The sequence below is a fragment of the Streptomyces sp. NPDC048671 genome (assembly GCF_055587045.1).
Genome location: NZ_JBVJHB010000001.1, coordinates 550,485 through 566,559, shown reverse-complemented (window position 1 = coordinate 566,559; position 16,075 = coordinate 550,485). Strand labels below are relative to the sequence as shown.

The following is a 16,075-nucleotide window of genomic DNA, read 5'->3' as shown; positions in this document are numbered from 1 at the left end:
CGGGACCTGCGCGACAGACTGGTCCGGGACCTGCGCGACAGACTGCTCCGGGACCGGGGCATCTGGCGGCGCGGGATGGTCCTGGCCGGCTGCTCGGTCCTGCTGACCGTCGTGATGCTCCTCCACTCCCACATCCCGAACGCCATCGGCAACCTGGGCAGCCTCACCGAGACGTTCCTGCCGTGGATCGCCGTCTTCGTACCGGTGCTGCTCGTGCTGGGCCTGGTGCGGCGCTCCGCGACGGCCCTGATCGTGCTGCTGCTCCCGGTCGTGGTGTGGTTCAACGTGTTCGGCGGTCTGCTCACCGACAAGTCGGGCGGGGGCGGCGATCTCACCGTCGCCACCCACAACGTCAACGCGGACAACACCGACCCCTCGGGCACCGCCCAGCAGGTCGCGGGCTCCGGCGCCGACGTCATCGCCCTCCAGGAACTGCCCGCCGGCCAGGTGAAAACGTACGAATCGGCGCTCGCCGGCCGCTTCCCGTACCACTCGGTCCAGGGGACCGTCGGTCTGTGGAGCAAGTACCCGATCAGCGACACCCGTCCGGTGGACATCAAGATGGGCTGGGTCCGGGCCATGCGGACCACCGTCGCCACGCCCAAGGGCGAGGTCGGCTTCGTCGTCGCGCACCTGCCCTCGGTACGGGTCAAGCTGCACGCCGGATTCACCGCGAACCAGCGCGACCAGAGCGCGGACGCACTCGGTGAGGCCATCGCGGACGAACGGCTCGACCGGGTCGTCCTGCTCGGCGACCTCAACGGCACCATGAACGACCGCTCGCTCAACGCGGTCACCTCGCAGATGCGCTCCACCCAGGGCGCGGCCGGTGACGGCTTCGGATTCAGCTGGCCCGCCTCGTTCCCGATGGCCCGCATCGACCAGATCATGGTGAAGGGCGTCGACCCGGTGTCGTCCTGGTCGCTCCCCGCGACGGACAGCGACCACCTCCCGATCGCCGCCCGCGTCAAGCTCTGACGTCGCACTCTGACGTCAAGCTCTGGCATCAGCTCTGACGTCACGGGCTGTTTACGGGCTGTTCACGGGCCTTCCCCGCGGTCGGGAGTGGGCGTTTACCTCCCGGCATAAACCACCTGAGAGTATTTGTTCCGATCAGGGACCGAGGCCGACCGGCGATGGAGCCGGTGAGCCGCTGTGTGCTCGGGCGCCCACGCCCCGCAGCGCCGCCACGCCCCGGCTCCCTCCTGCACCCCGTGCCGCGACCGGCCCCTTCCGTCGCGGCGGACGGGGCTTCCTCCGGAAAGGTCTCTCCTCATGCCTCTGGCTCTGCTCGCTCTCGCGGTGAGCGCCTTCGGCATCGGTACCACGGAGTTCGTGATGATGGGCCTACTGCCCGATGTCGCGGACGATCTCGGCACCTCCGTCCCCACGGCGGGCTATCTCGTGTCGGCCTACGCGATCGGTGTGGTGCTCGGCGCCCCACTGCTCACCGGCCTCGGCTCCCGCATCCCGCGCAAGCGGATGCTCCTGCTGCTGATGGCGCTCTTCACCGTCGGCAACCTCGCCTCCGCGCTCGCTCCCGACTTCGGCTGGCTGCTCGCGGGACGCGTCCTGGCCGGGCTGCCGCACGGCGCGTTCTTCGGCGTCGGCGCGGTCGTCGCCGCCCGGCTGGTCGCGGACGGGCGCCAGGCACGGGCCGTGGCGACGATGTTCCTCGGCCTGACCGTCGCCAACATCGTCGGTGTGCCCGCCGCCACCCTGCTCGGCCAGCACCTCGGCTGGCGGGCCACGTTCCTGGTGGTCGCGGTGATCGGGCTGTGCGCGATGGCCGCGCTCGCCCGGCTCGTCCCGCGGATCCCGGTCGAGGCCCACCACAACGTCCGCCACGAGCTGCGGGCCCTGGGCAACCGGCAGGTGCTGCTCGGACTGCTCACCGCCGTCTTCGGCTTCGCCGGGGTCTTCGCCGTGTACTCCTACCTCTCGGCGATGACGACCGAGGCGATGGGCTTCGGTGAATCCTCGGTGACGCTGGTGCTGGCGCTCTTCGGCATCGGCATGACCCTGGGCGCGCTCGCCGCCGGCCCGCTGACGGACCGGGCACTGCGTCCGACCCTGTACGGATCGCTGGGCGCGCTCGCGGTCGTCCTGGTGGTCTTCCCGTTCGCCGCCCATGTGCAGTGGGCCGCGCTGGTGATGGTGGTGCTGCTGGGCGGGGTCGGCTTCATGACGACGACGCCGTTGCAGATGCTGGTCATGAACAAGGCCAAGGACGCCCCGACCCTGGCGTCCGCCTCCAACCACTCCGCGTTCAACCTGGCCAACGCGGGCGGCGCGTGGCTCGGCGGGATGGCGATCTCGGCCGGCTGGGGCTGGACGTCCCCGGCCCTGGTCGGCGCGGTCCTGGCCGTGGCGGGCCTCGCGGTGGCGGTCACGGCGGGCGTACTGGACCGCGACCGCACACCGTCGAGGGTGGTGGCCCGCGCGGACGTGGCGGTGGCCGAGCGGAGCCCGGCCACATCGAGCCCGTCCGGCGATTGAGGACGAACCGTCAGCCGGACGGGACCGGCGCCGCACCCGCCGCCCCCGCCCCACGCCGCCCCGCCCCCCGGCGTCAGCCGGACTCGCGCCAGCGGTTCGTGATCGGCAGCCGCCGGTCCTTGCCGAAGCCCTTGGGCGAGATCTTCGTGCCCGGCGGGTACTGCCGCCGCTTGTACTCCGCCGTGTCCACCATCCGCAGCGTCTTCGCCACCAGCGCCCGGTCGAACCCGGCCGCGACGATCGCGTCGAGCCCCTGGTCCCGGTCGACGTACATCTCCAGGATCCGGTCCAGCACGTCGTAGTCGGGCAGCGAGTCCGTGTCGACCTGGCCGGGGCGCAGCTCCGCGCTGGGCGGCTTGGTGATGGAGGCCTCCGGGATCGGCGGGGTCTGCCCGCGCTCCTCGGCGGCCCGGTTGCGCCACTTCGCCAGCCGAAAGACTGACGTCTTGTAGACGTCCTTGATCGGCCCGTACGCGCCGACCGAGTCGCCGTACAGCGTCGAGTAACCGACCGCCAGCTCCGACTTGTTGCCCGGCGCCAGGACGATCTGCCCCTCCTGGTTGGAGACGGCCATCAGCATCGTGCCGCGCAGCCGCGACTGGAGGTTCTCCTCGGCGAGACCGCTGAGCCCCAGCGAGCCCATGTACGCGTCGAACATCGGCTCGATCGGTACGGTCCGGAAGTTCAGCCCGGTACGCCGCGCCAGCTCGGCCGCGTCGCCCTTGGAGTGGTCCGAGGAGTACTTCGACGGCATCGAGATGCCGTACACGTTCTGGGCACCCAGCGCATCGCAGGCGATCGCCGCGACCAGTGCCGAGTCGATCCCGCCGGAGAGCCCGACGAGCACGCTGCTGAAGCCGTTCTTCGCGGCGTACGCCCGCAGGCCCACGACGAGCGCGGAGTACAGCTCCTCGTCGTCGTCGAGCCGGTCCGCGTACCCTCCGGCCAGCTCCGCCTCGTAGGGCGGCAGCGGCTTCTCGGAGAGGACCACGTGGTCGATGCGCAGCCCGTCGTTCACCACACCAGACGGCGCGTCGGCCGCGGCGGCCGGCAGATCGAGATCGATGATCACGCTGCCCTCGGCGAACTGGGGGGCACGGGCGATCACCTCGCCGTGCTTGTCGACGACGATCGAGTCACCGTCGAAGACCAGCTCGTCCTGGCCGCCGATCATCGCCAGATAGGCCGTCGTGCAGTCGGCCTCCTCGGCCCGCTTGCGGACCAGCTCCAGCCGGGTGTCGTCCTTGTCCCGCTCGTAGGGCGAGGCGTTGATCGAGAGCAGCAGCCCGGCCCCGGCGGCCCGCGCGGCCGGTACCCGGCCGCCGTCCTGCCAGAGGTCCTCGCAGATCGCGAGCGCGACATCGATGCCGTGCACCCGCACCACGGGCATCGAGTCGCCCGGCATGAAGTACCGGAACTCGTCGAAGACGCCGTAGTTGGGCAGGTGGTGCTTGGCGAAGTTCAGCGCGATCCCGCCGCGGTGCAGCACCGCTGCGGCGTTGCGCGGGGACCCGGCGGGCTGGCCGTAGCGCGGCGCCGGGAACTCGGAGCGGTCGAGGTATCCGACGACGACCGGCAGTTCCCCGAAGCCCTCCTCGTCGAGACGGGCGGCGAGCGCACGCAGCGCGTCCCGCGACGCCTCGACGAAGGACGACCGCAGGGCCAGGTCCTCGACGGGGTAACCGGTCAGCACCATCTCGGGGAACGCCACCAGGTGGGCGCCCTGCTCGGCGGAGTGCCGGGTCCAGTGGACGATCGCCTCGGCGTTGCCGGCGAGGTCACCCACGGTCGAGTCGATCTGATTCAGTGCGAGGCGTAGTTGAGGCACGCCGCCCAGTGTAATCGTCTGACTGACGCGATGTCCTGGCGGGCCGCGCGAAGAGCCGGGCGGCCCGCCAGGGAGCCGGTCAGCCGCGGTAGCCGACGACCGTCATCATGCCCGCCTCCGCGTGGTACAGGTTGTGGCAGTGGAGCATCCACAGCCCCGGGTTGTCGGCGTCGAAGTCCACCGTCAGCGACTGCCGGGGCAGCACGATCGCGGTATCCTTGCGGGCCCCGGACGCGTTCCCGGCCAGCGCGAACGTGTGCCCGTGCAGATGGACCGGGTGCCACATCGAGGTCGCGTTCCTGAACTCCAGCCGGACCCGCTCCCCGGCCCGCACCGGATGGCGCTGGTCGGCGCTGTACGGCTTCCCGTCGAAGGCCCAGTCGTACGCCGCCATGGAACCGGTCAGCCTGATCCGCACCGTCCGGTCCGGCTCACGGACGGGCAGCGCCACGGACGCGTCGTACCGCTCGCCCATGCCGAGCAGCAGGGCGTCCGTCGTGGTGTGCCGGACCGGGAAGCCGTCGGTGTGCGTGACCGTCATCCGGTGGCCGCCGAGCGCGACGCGGAACGCGGTGTCACCGCCCGCGTTGATGATCCGCAGCCGGATCCGGTCGCCCGGCCGGGCGGTGAAGGCGGCCGGGTCCTGCGGAGTGCGGCCGTTGACCAGGTAGTACGGGTAGCCGACATCGCCCGCGTCGCCGCCCAGGAGCTTGCTGGTGGCGCCCATGAGCATGCGCGAGGGCCCGGTTCCGGCACCGGCCGAGGGCATGTCCCCCATGGCGTGTCCGCTGTGGCCGCCGCCCTTGGTCAGCTCCTGGAGCACCGCGTCGGGGGTCGAGCCGTCCACCCCGTCGAGCCAGTCGTCCAGGACGACGACCCACTCCTTGTCGTACGACAGCGGCTCCTTGGGGTCCTCGACGATCAGCGGCGCGTACAGCCCGCGGTCCAGCTGGACGCCCGAGTGCGGGTGGAACCAGTACGTGCCGGGGTCCGGCACCGCGAACCGGTAGGTGAAGTCCTTGCCCGGCTCGATGGCCCGCTGGGTCAGCCCGGGGCCGTCAGGCCGTACGCGGTGCGGGTCAGTTGCGGGAGTAGACCTTCTCGGCCCAGCCGGCGATCTGGTCGTCGGAGAGGTGCTGAGCCAGATCGGCCTCGCTGATCATGCCGATCAGCTTCTTGTTCTCGACCACGGGGAGCCGCCGGATCCGATGGTTCTGCATCTCCTGGAGCACGTCCTCCACCTCGGCGCTCGCGTCGATCCAGCGCGGCGTGCCCTGCGCGAGGTCGCCCGCGGTCACCTGCGAGGGGTCCCGGCCCATCGCCACGCAGTCGACCACGATGTCGCGGTCCGTGAGGATGCCGATCATCCGGTCCTGCTCGCCGCTGGCCGAGATGGGCAGGGCCCCGACCTTGTGCTCGCGCATCAGCTGGGCGGCGCGGTCGAGGGTCTCGTGCGCCGGGATCCAGGTGGCGCCGGTGTGCATGATGTCCTTGGCGGTGGTCATGGGGGTTCCTCCTGCGTACCGGTGGGCACTGCCGTACGACCCCGAGCGAACCCATCGTCATGGGCCCGTTCGGGGTACGCGACCGCTATCACCCATTCGGGTGCATTTGCGCCGCAGGGGAACCTTTTGGGGACCTTCAGGCGCGGGGTGCCGAGCCGCGTTCCGCCAGCATCCCGGCCATCGCGTCCAGCTCGGACTGCTGGGCCTCGACCATGCTCTGGGCCAGCCGCTTCTCCGCCTTCACGGTGCACAGGGTCGCGCAGCCGCGGGCCATGTCGATGCCGCCCTTGTGGTGGTCGGTCATCAGCTGGAGATACAGGATCTCGGCCTGCTTGCCACTGGCCTTGCGGAGCTGACCGAGCTCGGTACGGGTGGCCATACCGGGCATGAGGGACCCGTCGTGGGCCTGGTAACCGCTCCCGTACCCCGACATCCCTTCCATCCCCTCCATCCCGTCCATATCGCCCATGTCGTGCCCATCGTGCCCACCGGCACCGGAACTGGCAGCGGCACTGGGACCGGCACCGGCCCCACCGGCCATCCAGGCCATCGGCTCCTGCCCGGCGGCCACCTTGGGCAGCTCCCACAGATCCAGCCAGCCGAGCAGCATGCCCCGCTGGTTGGCCTGCGTGTTGGCGATGTCGTACGCCAGCCCGCGCACGTCCTCGTCCCGCGTACGGTCCCGCACGATGAAGGACATCTCCACGGCCTGCTGGTGGTGGACCGCCATGTCCTGGGCGAACCCGGCGTCCGCCGAGTCAGCGGCGGGCGTGCGCGGGGCGGACTCGGACGCGGCCGCGTGGTGGTCCGCCCCGTCGTCCCGCGCGGAGGCCACCGTCGCGGCGCCCGCGAACAGCACCGCGAGCGCGACGGCGGAACCCGCCACCCACCGAGTGCGCCGGGTGCGCTCCGTAACCGTCACTCCGCCCCCCGCCCACCGGTGCACGCCGCGCCCGGCTCGGGCGTCTGCGGCCCCTGCACGTACTTGGAGAAGAACTGCGCCACCCGGGGGTCGTCGGCGCCGTCCACCGTGACCTGCTTGCCCCAGGCGCTCAGCATGATCGTGCCGGCCTGGTCCTCGTACGGGCTCATCAGCGAGTACGGGGTCCTCTCGACCCGCTCGGCGAGCTTGTCGAGGTCTGCGGCCGGGGCCTTGTCCGTGTACGTCACCCACACCGAACCGTGCTCCAGCGAGTGCACGGCGTTCATGTCGGGAATCGCCTTCTTGTAGACCTCGCCGTCGCAGTTCATCCATACGGGGTTGTGGTCACCGCCGACCGGGGGCTTCATCGGGTACGTCACGGTCTCGGTGACGTGGTTGCGGGTCAGCTTCTTCGCGTCCCAGGTCTTCTCGCCCTCGATCGCGCCGTCGGCCGCGTCCTTCCCGTCCGCCCCTTGCTGCTCCGACACCTTCGCGTCGGCGGACTTCTGGTCCGCGGAGGCCTCGGACCTGTCGAGCAGTGTGTAGCTTCCGAAGGCGACGAGACCTGCGACGACGACGGCGCTGAGGCTTATGGCCACCACACGGTTGCGGTGGTCCCGCGTACGGTCGGCGTTGCGCATCTGCTCGGTGCGGGTCCTGCGGTCGTGGCTCTCGTGGCTCATGTCGTGGGTCCTTCTGCGAAGGGGCGATGAGGGTCTGGAACAGGTCGGAAAACCGGTGTGCGCAGGGCGGTTGCGAGGCCGCCGCATCCCTTGCTCACCATGGCCGACGATCGTAGTGGGTGGCCGAGTGCCCCATCTCCCGTCGTGTGCGTAATCTGGGTGAAATCCCGGGTCGTGATACTGGAGTTTCCCCCCTACCCCGGGCGGTGGTGCACGGACCGTCTGAACTGCAAGGATGTGGCTATGGACAAGCAGCAGGAATTCGTCCTCAGGACCCTTGAGGAGCGCGACATCCGGTTCGTCCGGCTGTGGTTCACCGACGTGCTCGGTTACCTCAAGTCCGTGGCCGTGGCCCCTGCCGAGCTGGAGCAGGCGTTCGACGAGGGGATCGGCTTCGACGGCTCGGCCATCGAGGGCTTCGCCCGGGTCTACGAGTCGGACATGATCGCCAAGCCGGACCCGGCCACGTTCCAGATCCTGCCCTGGCGTGCCGAGGCCCCCGGCACGGCCCGGATGTTCTGCGACATCCTGATGCCGGACGGCTCGCCGTCCTTCGCCGACCCGCGCTATGTGCTCAAGCGCATCCTGGCCAAGACCTCCGACCTGGGTTTCACCTTCTACACCCACCCGGAGATCGAGTTCTTCCTGCTGAAGGACAAGCCGGTCGACGGCAGCCGTCCCACCCCCGCGGACAGCTCCGGCTACTTCGACCACACTCCGCAGAACGTCGGGATGGACTTCCGCCGCCAGGCGATCACGATGCTCGAATCGATGGGCATCTCGGTCGAGTTCAGCCACCACGAGGGAGCCCCCGGCCAGCAGGAGATCGACCTGCGGTACGCGGACGCGCTCTCCACCGCCGACAACATCATGACGTTCCGCCTGGTCATGAAGCAGGTCGCGCTGGAGCAGGGCGTGCAGGCGACGTTCATGCCGAAGCCGTTCTCGGAGTACCCCGGCTCGGGCATGCACACCCACCTCTCCCTCTTCGAGGGCGACCGCAACGCGTTCTACGAGTCCGGCGCCGAGTACCAGCTCTCCAAGGTCGGCCGCTCCTTCATCGCGGGCCTGCTCACGCACGCCGCGGAGATCTCCGCCGTGACCAACCAGTGGGTCAACTCCTACAAGCGCATCTGGGGCGGCTCCTCCCGCGCCGCCGGCGCCGGCGGCGAGGCTCCCTCGTACATCTGCTGGGGCCACAACAACCGCTCCGCGCTGATCCGGGTCCCGATGTACAAGCCCGGCAAGACCGGCTCGGCCCGCGTCGAGGTCCGCTCCATCGACTCCGGCGCCAACCCGTACCTGACCTACGCGGTCCTGCTGGCCGCCGGCCTCAAGGGCGTCGAGGAGGGCTACGAACTCCCGGCCGGTGCCGACGACGACGTCTGGGCCCTGTCCGACGCCGAGCGCCGCGCGATGGGCATCGAGCCCCTCCCGCAGAACCTGGGCGAGGCGATCTCGCTGATGGAGAAGAGCGAACTGGTCGCCGAGACGCTGGGCGAGCACGTCTTCGACTTCTTCCTGCGCAACAAGAAGCAGGAGTGGGAGGAGTACCGGAGCGAGGTCACGGCCTTCGAGCTGAAGGCGCTCCTGCCGGTGCTGTAACCACACGTCAGCGGCGCTGGAGCGCTGGTACCCGACATCGGGCCGACGGTGCGACACCTGTCGGCCCGAAAGTATTTGGGCGCATCAGGCTGCCCTCGGCCCCCGGAGCCGACCGGAGCGGTGGTCACCACCGTCGCCGCACGGTCGCCTTGCCGCCGGTCACCAGGCTGGCCGGCGGAACGTCATCGGCCACGACCGAGCCGGCCGCGATGACCGCATCGCGGCCGATGCTGACGCCCGGCAGGATCCTGGCACCGGCGCCGATCCACACGTTCTCCGCCACGTCGATGGGCGCGCCGGTCAGCCATTCCCGTCGCTCCCCGGGATCGACCGGGTGGCCGAGGGTGATGAACATGACGTTGGGCCCGACCATCACCCGCTCGCCGAGCCGGATGCCGGCGTAGTCCAGGAACGTGCAGTTCTGGTTGATGAACACGCGCTCCGCGAGGTCCAGATTGAGGCCGTGGTCCGTGTAGAAGGGCGGATAGATCGTGACTCTCGGCGGCAGCGGCTTGGCGAAGATCTGTTCGAACAGTTCCGCCTTGCCTGCCTCGTCCTCGAAGGGCAGGACGTTCAGGCGGGAGGTGAGCTGGGTGGCCCGCAGGACCCGCTCGGACATGGCCTGGAACTCGGGGCTGTGGATGCGCATGAAACGGTCGCTGGGCAAGTCACGATCCTTTGTCTTTGTCCGGTGTGCTGGTGTGCTGGGTGGCGGTGGGCTGGGCAGGGCTCGCCGGTGCACAGCCGGTTCAGCTCTGTGGCGTCGTAGCCCAGGCAGGGCGCCAGACCGGCCCCGGGAGCCCTGGCAGGCTGTGGAGGTGGGTGATGACTCCGCGAAGTCCTGGATGCGGATTCATTGCGGGAAGGATGAGCGAGAGCGGGTAGGCGAGGGTCGGATTCACCACAGGGATGCGACGCAGGTCGTGGCCCGCCGGCCAGATGTACCGGTCGCGCGCGCCGACGAGGGTGGCCACCTCCGCGGAGTCCGCGAGGGTGTCCAGGAGTACTTCGTCCCCGAAGTGCGGGCCGGCCGCGTCGATGCGCAGGTCGAAGTCGGAGGCGAGCTGGTCGTAGAACTCGGACCATTCGCTTCGGGGCGCGATGCCCGGCACCCAGATCCGGTGCTTGCGCAACTGCGGTGGCGTCAGTTCGCGCGCGGAGGCGAGCGGATGCCCCGGGCCGACGAGGAGTTCCAGCGGGGAGTCGAACGCGTGGATCATCCGCAGGCCGGGCGGCAGGACGGCCGGGTCGGTGACGGAGCGGAACGAGGCGTCGATATCGCCCGCCTCGACGGCGGCGACCGCCACGCGCGGGTCGTTGACCCGGAGGGTCACCACGTCCAGCTCTGTCCCCGGATGCGACCGCCAGTAGTCATGCAGCAGGACGGCCTGCGCGCTCCGCAGGCCGAGAACGTCGATCCGAAGGGCCCGGGAGCCCGGTCTGACGGCGGTGACGGCGCGCTCGACACCCGCCACGACGCTCCGCGCGTGGGGGAGGAACGCCTGACCGTCGAGGGTCAGCTCCACCCCTCGGGGAGTGCGGGTGAACAGGCGGACCTCCAACTCGCGCTCCAGGGCGGCGATCCGCTTGGAGACCGCCTGCTGTGTCACGCCCAGCTCGTCGGCGGCGTGCTGCAACCGTCCCAGCTCGGCCGCCCGGACGAACGTGCGCAATGCCTCGGTGTCCACCGGTTCAGTCTAGGTACATACAACTGATCGTTGTGGCTGCCGAGGGTCGGTTGTGGGGTTCCCCGCGCGGGCCCGCGCGGGCGGCGCCCATATGATCCGGCCCATGGTGACTGCGACGGTTCGGGAGTGGCGCGACGAGGAAGGGTGGGGCGTGCTCGATTCCCCCGAGACCCCCGGCGGCTGCTTCGGCCACTACTCCGACATACAGAAGCCCGGTTTCCGCACCCTGACGCCCGGACAACGGGTGGACCTCAGCTGGGAAGCGCCCGGCTTCAAACAGGACGGGTACGACTACCGCGCGCTGAGCATCGTGCCGCGATCCGCCTGACGTCCACGGTCGTCCCGGAGTCATCGGTGACCACCCGCGGGCACGGACGCGATCCACGGCCGCACCACTACTGACTATTCGTCAGTTCTCTGCGATGCTGCGCGCCATGCCTGACGAATCGGGAGCGGCGAAGGACGCGTCGGCCAGCGCACCGGATGTGCTGGCACCCGCCCGGCTGGGGCCGCTGAGGCTGCGTAACCGGGTGATCAAGGCCGCGACCTTCGAGGGCGCCACCCCCGAGGCGCTGGTCACCCAGGAGCTCATCGACTACCACCTGCGCCCCGCGGCCGGCGGCGTCGCCATGACGACCGTCGCCTACTGCGCGGTGTCCCCGGAGGGCCGCACCGAGCGCCGCCAGCTGTGGATGCGACCCGAGGCCCTACCCGGACTGCGCAGGCTGACGGAGGCGGTACACGGCACCGGGGCCGCGGTCTGCGCCCAGCTGGGCCACGCCGGACCGGTGGCGGACGGCCGCTCCAACGGGCTGCCCGCCCTCGCGCCGATGGCCGGCTTCAACCCGCTCAGCATGCGCCGCAACAAGGCGGCCACCGCCGATGACATCGCCCGCGTCATCGAGGCCCACGCCGAGGCGGCGTTACTGGCGGCCGAGGCCGGCTTCGACGCCGTGGAGATCCACCTCGGCCACAACTACCTGGCCAGCGCCTTCCTCAGCCCCCGCCTGAACCGTCGCACCGACGCCTTCGGCGGCTCCCTGCGCGCCCGCGCCGCCGTGGCGCTGGGCATCACCCGGGCGGTACGCGACGCGCTGGGCGACCGCCTCGCCATCACCGCCAAGCTGAACATGAAGGACGGCGCGCCGGGCGGGCTCACCCTGGACGACAGCCTCCAGGTCGCACGCTGGCTGGAGGACGACGGCTCGGTGGACGCCCTCGAACTGACGGCGGGCAGCTCCCTGTTGAACCCGATGTACCTCTTCCGGGGTGACGCCCCCATCACCGAGTTCGCGGCCAACTTCCCGCTGCCGCAGCGCCTGGCGATCCGCGCGCTGGGCCGCGCCTTCTTCCGCACGTACCCGTACCAGCCGCTGTACCTGCTGGACGCCGCCCGGCAGTTCCGCGCCGCGCTGCGGCTGCCGCTGATCCTCCTGGGCGGCATCACCGACCGCCAGGGCATGGACCGCGCCATGGCGGAGGGCTTCGACTTCGTCGCCATGGCCCGCGCCCTGCTCCGCGAACCGGACCTGCTGCACCGCATCGGGCGCGACACCGCGACCCGCTCGGAGTGCATCCACTGCAACCGCTGCATGCCCACGATCTACACGGGGACCCACTGCCCGCTGATCGATGGACGGTAAGGGCGTTGTACGGGGACTGAATGGCCGGGACCTCAACGCTGTGCCCGTCCGCTTCAGACGTTTGTCTCCTCCGAAGGGTGGGCCTCTTCCCAGGTGTGCTGTTCGCTATGGCCGGCGAACAGGCAGCAGCCTTCCCCGCCGGGCCGCAGGTCGGCCGTCGAGCAGTCCGACAGCGCGGCCAGGCCCACATCGGTCCCGTGCCACCGGAGCCACAACGCGGTGCCGTACGCCAGGTCGTCGAGGAAGCCGTAGTGCCTGTCGTCGTCGTGCGTGGACAGCTGGCACTGAACAGCGCGGTCGATACATCCCGAGGGAGCCCGTTCCCGGGCGTCCTGGGCCAGGTTCAGGGGCAGCCGACGCCAGTGTGCGCACTGCATCACGGCACCATGCGGAGGGGGCGTGTCGAGTCCCGCTGCTGCCTCGCGCAAAGCGGGCACGCACACGGCGGGAACCTGAAAGGGCTGATGGGTACCACCGGGCCCTTGGCCAACGACACCTCTGTCCGGGGCCCCCACGTCCGGCCGGAGTCACGCGAGACCCTGAGCGTCATGATCACACGCTGTTCCTCGCCGAGGCCGTGCGTCAGTGTTGCGTGGTCCCGCCGGCGTGTCTCAGCTCTGGCTCGCGTGTTCATGGTCTCGCTCCTGCGTGCGTTTCGGTGCTCTTCCGGGTCAACAACCAGGTAAGCGGGTGGAGTCGAAGGTCTCCACGGCATTGATGAGGCACTCTTGACGCAGATCCGGGCATGGGGCGCGGAAGGGGCCGGAGTCGAGGGAGGAGGGCGTCATGAGGCTGGCGAAACGACGCAGGGCCCTGGGCTACAGTCAGGAGAAATTGGCCCAGTTGCTCGGTGTTGACCGCACAACGGTCGGGCGCTGGGAAAGCGGCAGAATTGATCCGCAGCCGCCTCAGCGGCGAGGTTTGGCCATCGCTCTCGAAGTCAGTCTCGAAGAGTTGGACGCTCTCCTGGCACCAGCGCGAACCGCAGACCGGGAGAGCGGCGGGCACCAGTCCAGCGAGCCCTCGAACGCGGGAGACCCCGACGAAATGATCCGCCGCGAATTCCTCCGCATTCTGACCATCAGTGGCGCGCTGACCGTTCTGCCGGTCGAGGAGGCCGAGGCCCTCGTGGAGGGCGTGCACGGAGGAGCCCCTGCCGACTTCGCACGTATGAACAGCCATCTCTGGCAGGTTTACCAGCTGGCCCGCTCCAAAGGTTCCGTCTACCCCGTAGTCCGGGATCAGCTGACAACGCTGAACCAGGCCCTGGCGGGCAACCGAGGAAGCCGCGGCCCTCTTCTGAGCGCGGCGGCTGACCTGTTTCAGCTGGCCGGCGAGGTGGCGTTCGACGGCAGCCGGTATTCCGATGCCGTGGCTTCGTACTCGCTGGCGGCATCGGTCAGCAAGGATGCCGAGACGTATGACCTGTGGGCTTGCGCCCTCGTCCGACATGCCTACGTGGACATGTCCGAGCAGCGCTATCGGCAAGCGGCGCAGATGCTCGGTGCAGCCGCGCGACTGGCCGGCCGGGGCGACAGCAGCCTCTCGACCCGGCATTGGGTTGCCTCGGTCCAGGCGGAGGCATACGCGGGTCTCGGTGACCTGGATGGATGCGAACGCGCCATGGGCCAGGCAGAGTCGGTCCACGATCTCGCTGCCGACAGCGTCAACGGTGGCTGGCTCCGCTTCGACGGTACGCGTCTGATCGAGGAGCGCGGGTCCCGCTACCTACAGCTGGGCCGCCTCGACTTGGCGGAGGATGCGTTGCGGAGAGCGCTCAAGCAGACAGCCCTGGCATCCGGGCAGTCGTACCGGCGGCGCGGAGCTGTGCTGACCGATCTGGCAGTCATCGGCGCGAAGCGGCGGGATGTCGAACAGGTTGTCGCGTACGGGAACGAGGCCATCGGTCTGGCCCGAGCCTCGGGATCCGGCTACGTCGCCCGTAGACTTCGTGCCCTGTGCGACGAGTTCGGCCCCTTGAGCCGTGACCAACGAGTGGCCGAGCTGGGGGCGGAGATCGCCACGTTGGGCACGCCGTGACGAGAGGGGTAGGCATGTCGCAGATCGAAGGTGCACGACTGTTCCGGGAGACGTGGATCGCGGGAGTGCACCAGCACTTTCCCGGGGAGCCCAAGGCTGGGTACGTCACTCCGTGGGACGACACTCCTCAGTGGGAGCGTGAGGCCGCGGGAGCGGTCTACGAACAGGTGCGGCAGTTCATCGAGCTCAGCGGCGGTCACGCTTCGCGGCTCTCCCGTGAGCAGAAGAGCCGTTTCGTCGCGACCTGCTGGACGGCCCAGATGTTCAAGCACTTCGAGGAACCGAAGCCCGGGTATGTGGCCGACTGGCCAGGCCTGCCGTCCTGGCAGCAGGAGACCGACGCCGATATCTTCGAGGCCGTCGAGAAGGCGCTGACCTGACTGCCATGCCCCGCTGACCCGGGCCGGCAAGCCGGCTACGGGGTCGACGCCCGGTGCGGGAGGCCGCAGGAGTCGTCCCTCATGTGCAGACGGCGGAGGTCCCGCAGGGCGGCGACGGGGAATGGGTGCTGTACCCACTTCGCCCGGTACCCGTCCTCACCGTGAATCCGCAGTACCTCCTGCGCCGCCTCCACGACGGCATGACTCAACAGGGCGCGGGGCTGGGTCGACGTCCATGCGAGTCTGCCCTCCGATTCGGGCCTGTCGTAACTCGTGGTCACATCGGGGAACTCGTAGATCGTGATGCGTACCTCCGCGCCCCGGCCTCGTATGACCCACCTCATCTCGGAGGGTTCGAGGTCGAACGAGGCCCGCTGGATGTGGGTGGGGCCGTAGAGCCCCGCCACGCTGCGCAGCAGGTCGGCGAGAGCGTCCGTGCAGTAGCTGACGGTGCGCTTGAGCGACCATGAGCTGTCAGCGACGCGGCACGTTGCCCAACCGGAGCCGCTCAGTTCCCAGCTGAACCGGAGATCACCCGGCACCGTCCGCCCCCCTGATCGTCTGCGGAGACGGTACAGGGAGGCCTACGGGCCCGTGCTTCCCCCGGGGGTTCCTCTCCCGCGCCCCGGCGCCAAGGGCTCAGCCGAAGCTCCGCCCCATCTCGTCGAGGATCTCGTCGATCACCTCGGCCGGCTCACGTGCCAGGTCCTCCTCGATCCACATCCGCATCGCGATCCGGATCGACGAGAGGAACGCCGCCGCGAGGACCAGAGGGCGGACGGGGCACGTCGAGTGGCCCCGGCGGGCGGCCACCGCTTCGGCCAGGTCGCGTTCCAGGGCCGCGTGGTTGGCGAGCTGGCGGGCGAGCAGGGAGGGGTGGCGCATGGCCAGGCGGGTGCGGACGGCCCATTCGCGTTCCGGGGGTGCCAGCCGTTCGGCGAACTGCGTCACCGCTGCCCGCAGCGCGGTCCAGGCGCTCTCCTCGGCGGGGCGTTCACGTACCGCGCGGACGAGGTCTCCTATCTGCTGCTCCTCGCCGTACAGGAGGGCGTCCTCCTTGCCGGTGAAGTAGTTGGAGAACGTTCTGCGGGAGATCCCGGCCGCGTCCGCGACGGCCTCCACCGTGACCTGGTCGAAGCCGTGCTCGACGGTCAGCCGCAGTGCCGCTTCGTGCACTGCCTGCCGGGTGGCTTCCTTCTTGCGTTCCCGCAGTCCCACAGAGCGCTCCATGGGGGCATTATCTACCCGCCGGTTATTATTGCGCAGTGGGCAAAATTGCCCA

Annotated in this window: 16 protein-coding genes and 1 pseudogene; 7 read left to right on the top strand and 10 right to left on the bottom strand. The window is 69.9% G+C overall.

The genetic code is table 11. From position 1 onward, the window contains the following. Positions 1 to 75: 75 nt before the first annotated feature. Positions 76 to 978, top strand: coding sequence for an endonuclease/exonuclease/phosphatase family protein (locus ACZ6S6_RS02585; protein WP_469703838.1), 903 nt, complete (start codon positions 76 to 78; stop codon positions 976 to 978). A 297-nt stretch (positions 979 to 1,275) separates the two neighbouring features. Continuing rightward, positions 1,276 to 2,499: an MFS transporter gene (locus tag ACZ6S6_RS02580; RefSeq protein WP_469703329.1), complete on the top strand. Its 1,224-nt coding sequence runs from the start codon at positions 1,276 to 1,278 to the stop codon at positions 2,497 to 2,499. Positions 2,500 to 2,572: 73 nt separating this feature from the next. Here ACZ6S6_RS02580 and ACZ6S6_RS02575 read toward each other — a convergent pair whose 3' ends face one another. From ACZ6S6_RS02575 to ACZ6S6_RS02555, 5 genes and pseudogenes are all read right to left on the bottom strand, one after another. Next, complete coding sequence (locus ACZ6S6_RS02575) at positions 2,573 to 4,327, bottom strand: NAD+ synthase (protein ID WP_469703327.1); 1,755 nt, start codon at positions 4,325 to 4,327, stop codon at positions 2,573 to 2,575. Between the two features lie 79 nt (positions 4,328 to 4,406). Continuing rightward, positions 4,407 to 5,381, bottom strand: a pseudogene (locus tag ACZ6S6_RS02570) (multicopper oxidase family protein); the annotation flags it as partial. A 25-nt stretch (positions 5,382 to 5,406) separates the two neighbouring features. Beyond that, positions 5,407 to 5,832, bottom strand: coding sequence for a CBS domain-containing protein (locus ACZ6S6_RS02565; RefSeq protein ID WP_362957182.1), 426 nt, complete (start codon positions 5,830 to 5,832; stop codon positions 5,407 to 5,409). 136 nt (positions 5,833 to 5,968) lie between these two features. Next, on the bottom strand, positions 5,969 to 6,718 hold the full coding sequence (locus ACZ6S6_RS02560; protein ID WP_469703325.1) for a DUF305 domain-containing protein: 750 nt from the start codon (positions 6,716 to 6,718) through the stop codon (positions 5,969 to 5,971). 32 nt (positions 6,719 to 6,750) lie between these two features. Beyond that, the gene (locus tag ACZ6S6_RS02555) at positions 6,751 to 7,437 is read right to left on the bottom strand and encodes a DUF3105 domain-containing protein (RefSeq protein WP_469703323.1); all 687 of its coding nucleotides are present in this window, start codon (positions 7,435 to 7,437) and stop codon (positions 6,751 to 6,753) included. Positions 7,438 to 7,680: 243 nt separating this feature from the next. Between ACZ6S6_RS02555 and glnA the strand changes: the two genes are divergently transcribed. Further along, positions 7,681 to 9,042, top strand: coding sequence for a type I glutamate--ammonia ligase (glnA, locus tag ACZ6S6_RS02550; RefSeq protein ID WP_362957188.1), 1,362 nt, complete (start codon positions 7,681 to 7,683; stop codon positions 9,040 to 9,042). Positions 9,043 to 9,166: 124 nt separating this feature from the next. Here glnA and ACZ6S6_RS02545 read toward each other — a convergent pair whose 3' ends face one another. Together ACZ6S6_RS02545 and ACZ6S6_RS02540 are read right to left on the bottom strand one after the other, a co-directional pair. Next, positions 9,167 to 9,709, bottom strand: a complete 543-nt coding sequence (locus ACZ6S6_RS02545) for a sugar O-acetyltransferase (RefSeq protein WP_469703320.1) — start codon at positions 9,707 to 9,709, stop codon at positions 9,167 to 9,169. Between the two features lie 82 nt (positions 9,710 to 9,791). Further along, entirely contained in the window at positions 9,792 to 10,730 is a 939-nt protein-coding gene (locus ACZ6S6_RS02540; RefSeq protein ID WP_469703318.1) for a LysR family transcriptional regulator, read from the bottom strand. Between the two features lie 103 nt (positions 10,731 to 10,833). On the opposite strand from ACZ6S6_RS02540, the gene ACZ6S6_RS02535 reads away from it, so the two are divergent. Both ACZ6S6_RS02535 and ACZ6S6_RS02530 read left to right on the top strand, forming a co-directional pair. Continuing rightward, positions 10,834 to 11,058 (top strand): cold-shock protein, encoded by a 225-nt coding sequence (locus ACZ6S6_RS02535; RefSeq protein ID WP_362957197.1) that lies wholly within the window; start codon positions 10,834 to 10,836, stop codon positions 11,056 to 11,058. Between the two features lie 106 nt (positions 11,059 to 11,164). Then, positions 11,165 to 12,373, top strand: a complete 1,209-nt coding sequence (locus ACZ6S6_RS02530; RefSeq protein ID WP_469703316.1) for an NADH:flavin oxidoreductase — start codon at positions 11,165 to 11,167, stop codon at positions 12,371 to 12,373. Positions 12,374 to 12,426: 53 nt separating this feature from the next. Here ACZ6S6_RS02530 and ACZ6S6_RS02525 read toward each other — a convergent pair whose 3' ends face one another. Further along, the gene (locus ACZ6S6_RS02525; protein WP_469703314.1) at positions 12,427 to 12,750 is read right to left on the bottom strand and encodes a hypothetical protein; all 324 of its coding nucleotides are present in this window, start codon (positions 12,748 to 12,750) and stop codon (positions 12,427 to 12,429) included. 409 nt (positions 12,751 to 13,159) lie between these two features. Here ACZ6S6_RS02525 and ACZ6S6_RS02520 point away from each other — a divergent pair, with 409 nt between their 5' ends. Together ACZ6S6_RS02520 and ACZ6S6_RS02515 are read left to right on the top strand one after the other, a co-directional pair. Beyond that, positions 13,160 to 14,413 (top strand): helix-turn-helix transcriptional regulator, encoded by a 1,254-nt coding sequence (locus tag ACZ6S6_RS02520; RefSeq protein ID WP_469703312.1) that lies wholly within the window; start codon positions 13,160 to 13,162, stop codon positions 14,411 to 14,413. Positions 14,414 to 14,427: 14 nt separating this feature from the next. Further along, complete coding sequence (locus ACZ6S6_RS02515; protein ID WP_362957208.1) at positions 14,428 to 14,793, top strand: hypothetical protein; 366 nt, start codon at positions 14,428 to 14,430, stop codon at positions 14,791 to 14,793. A 35-nt stretch (positions 14,794 to 14,828) separates the two neighbouring features. Here ACZ6S6_RS02515 and ACZ6S6_RS02510 read toward each other — a convergent pair whose 3' ends face one another. Both ACZ6S6_RS02510 and ACZ6S6_RS02505 read right to left on the bottom strand, forming a co-directional pair. Then, positions 14,829 to 15,335: a hypothetical protein gene (locus tag ACZ6S6_RS02510; RefSeq protein ID WP_469703310.1), complete on the bottom strand. Its 507-nt coding sequence runs from the start codon at positions 15,333 to 15,335 to the stop codon at positions 14,829 to 14,831. 97 nt (positions 15,336 to 15,432) lie between these two features. After that, complete coding sequence (locus ACZ6S6_RS02505; protein ID WP_362957214.1) at positions 15,433 to 16,023, bottom strand: acyl-CoA-like ligand-binding transcription factor; 591 nt, start codon at positions 16,021 to 16,023, stop codon at positions 15,433 to 15,435. Between the last annotated feature and the right edge of the window lie 52 nt (positions 16,024 to 16,075).

What these genes read in the sequence shown, in the direction of transcription:
- glnA (WP_362957188.1), top strand. Translation starts at nt 7,681, where the DNA reads ATGGACAAGCAGCAGGAATTCGTCCTCAGGACCCTTGAGGAGCGCGAC.
- ACZ6S6_RS02515 (WP_362957208.1), top strand. Translation starts at nt 14,428, where the DNA reads ATGTCGCAGATCGAAGGTGCACGACTGTTCCGGGAGACGTGGATCGCG.
- ACZ6S6_RS02555 (WP_469703323.1), bottom strand. Translation starts at nt 7,437, where the DNA reads ATGAGCCACGAGAGCCACGACCGCAGGACCCGCACCGAGCAGATGCGC.
- ACZ6S6_RS02580 (WP_469703329.1), top strand. Translation starts at nt 1,276, where the DNA reads ATGCCTCTGGCTCTGCTCGCTCTCGCGGTGAGCGCCTTCGGCATCGGT.
- ACZ6S6_RS02520 (WP_469703312.1), top strand. Translation starts at nt 13,160, where the DNA reads ATGAGGCTGGCGAAACGACGCAGGGCCCTGGGCTACAGTCAGGAGAAA.
- ACZ6S6_RS02530 (WP_469703316.1), top strand. Translation starts at nt 11,165, where the DNA reads ATGCCTGACGAATCGGGAGCGGCGAAGGACGCGTCGGCCAGCGCACCG.
- ACZ6S6_RS02565 (WP_362957182.1), bottom strand. Translation starts at nt 5,832, where the DNA reads ATGACCACCGCCAAGGACATCATGCACACCGGCGCCACCTGGATCCCG.
- ACZ6S6_RS02585 (WP_469703838.1), top strand. Translation starts at nt 76, where the DNA reads ATGGTCCTGGCCGGCTGCTCGGTCCTGCTGACCGTCGTGATGCTCCTC.
- ACZ6S6_RS02525 (WP_469703314.1), bottom strand. Translation starts at nt 12,750, where the DNA reads ATGCAGTGCGCACACTGGCGTCGGCTGCCCCTGAACCTGGCCCAGGAC.
- ACZ6S6_RS02535 (WP_362957197.1), top strand. Translation starts at nt 10,834, where the DNA reads ATGGTGACTGCGACGGTTCGGGAGTGGCGCGACGAGGAAGGGTGGGGC.
- ACZ6S6_RS02505 (WP_362957214.1), bottom strand. Translation starts at nt 16,023, where the DNA reads ATGGAGCGCTCTGTGGGACTGCGGGAACGCAAGAAGGAAGCCACCCGG.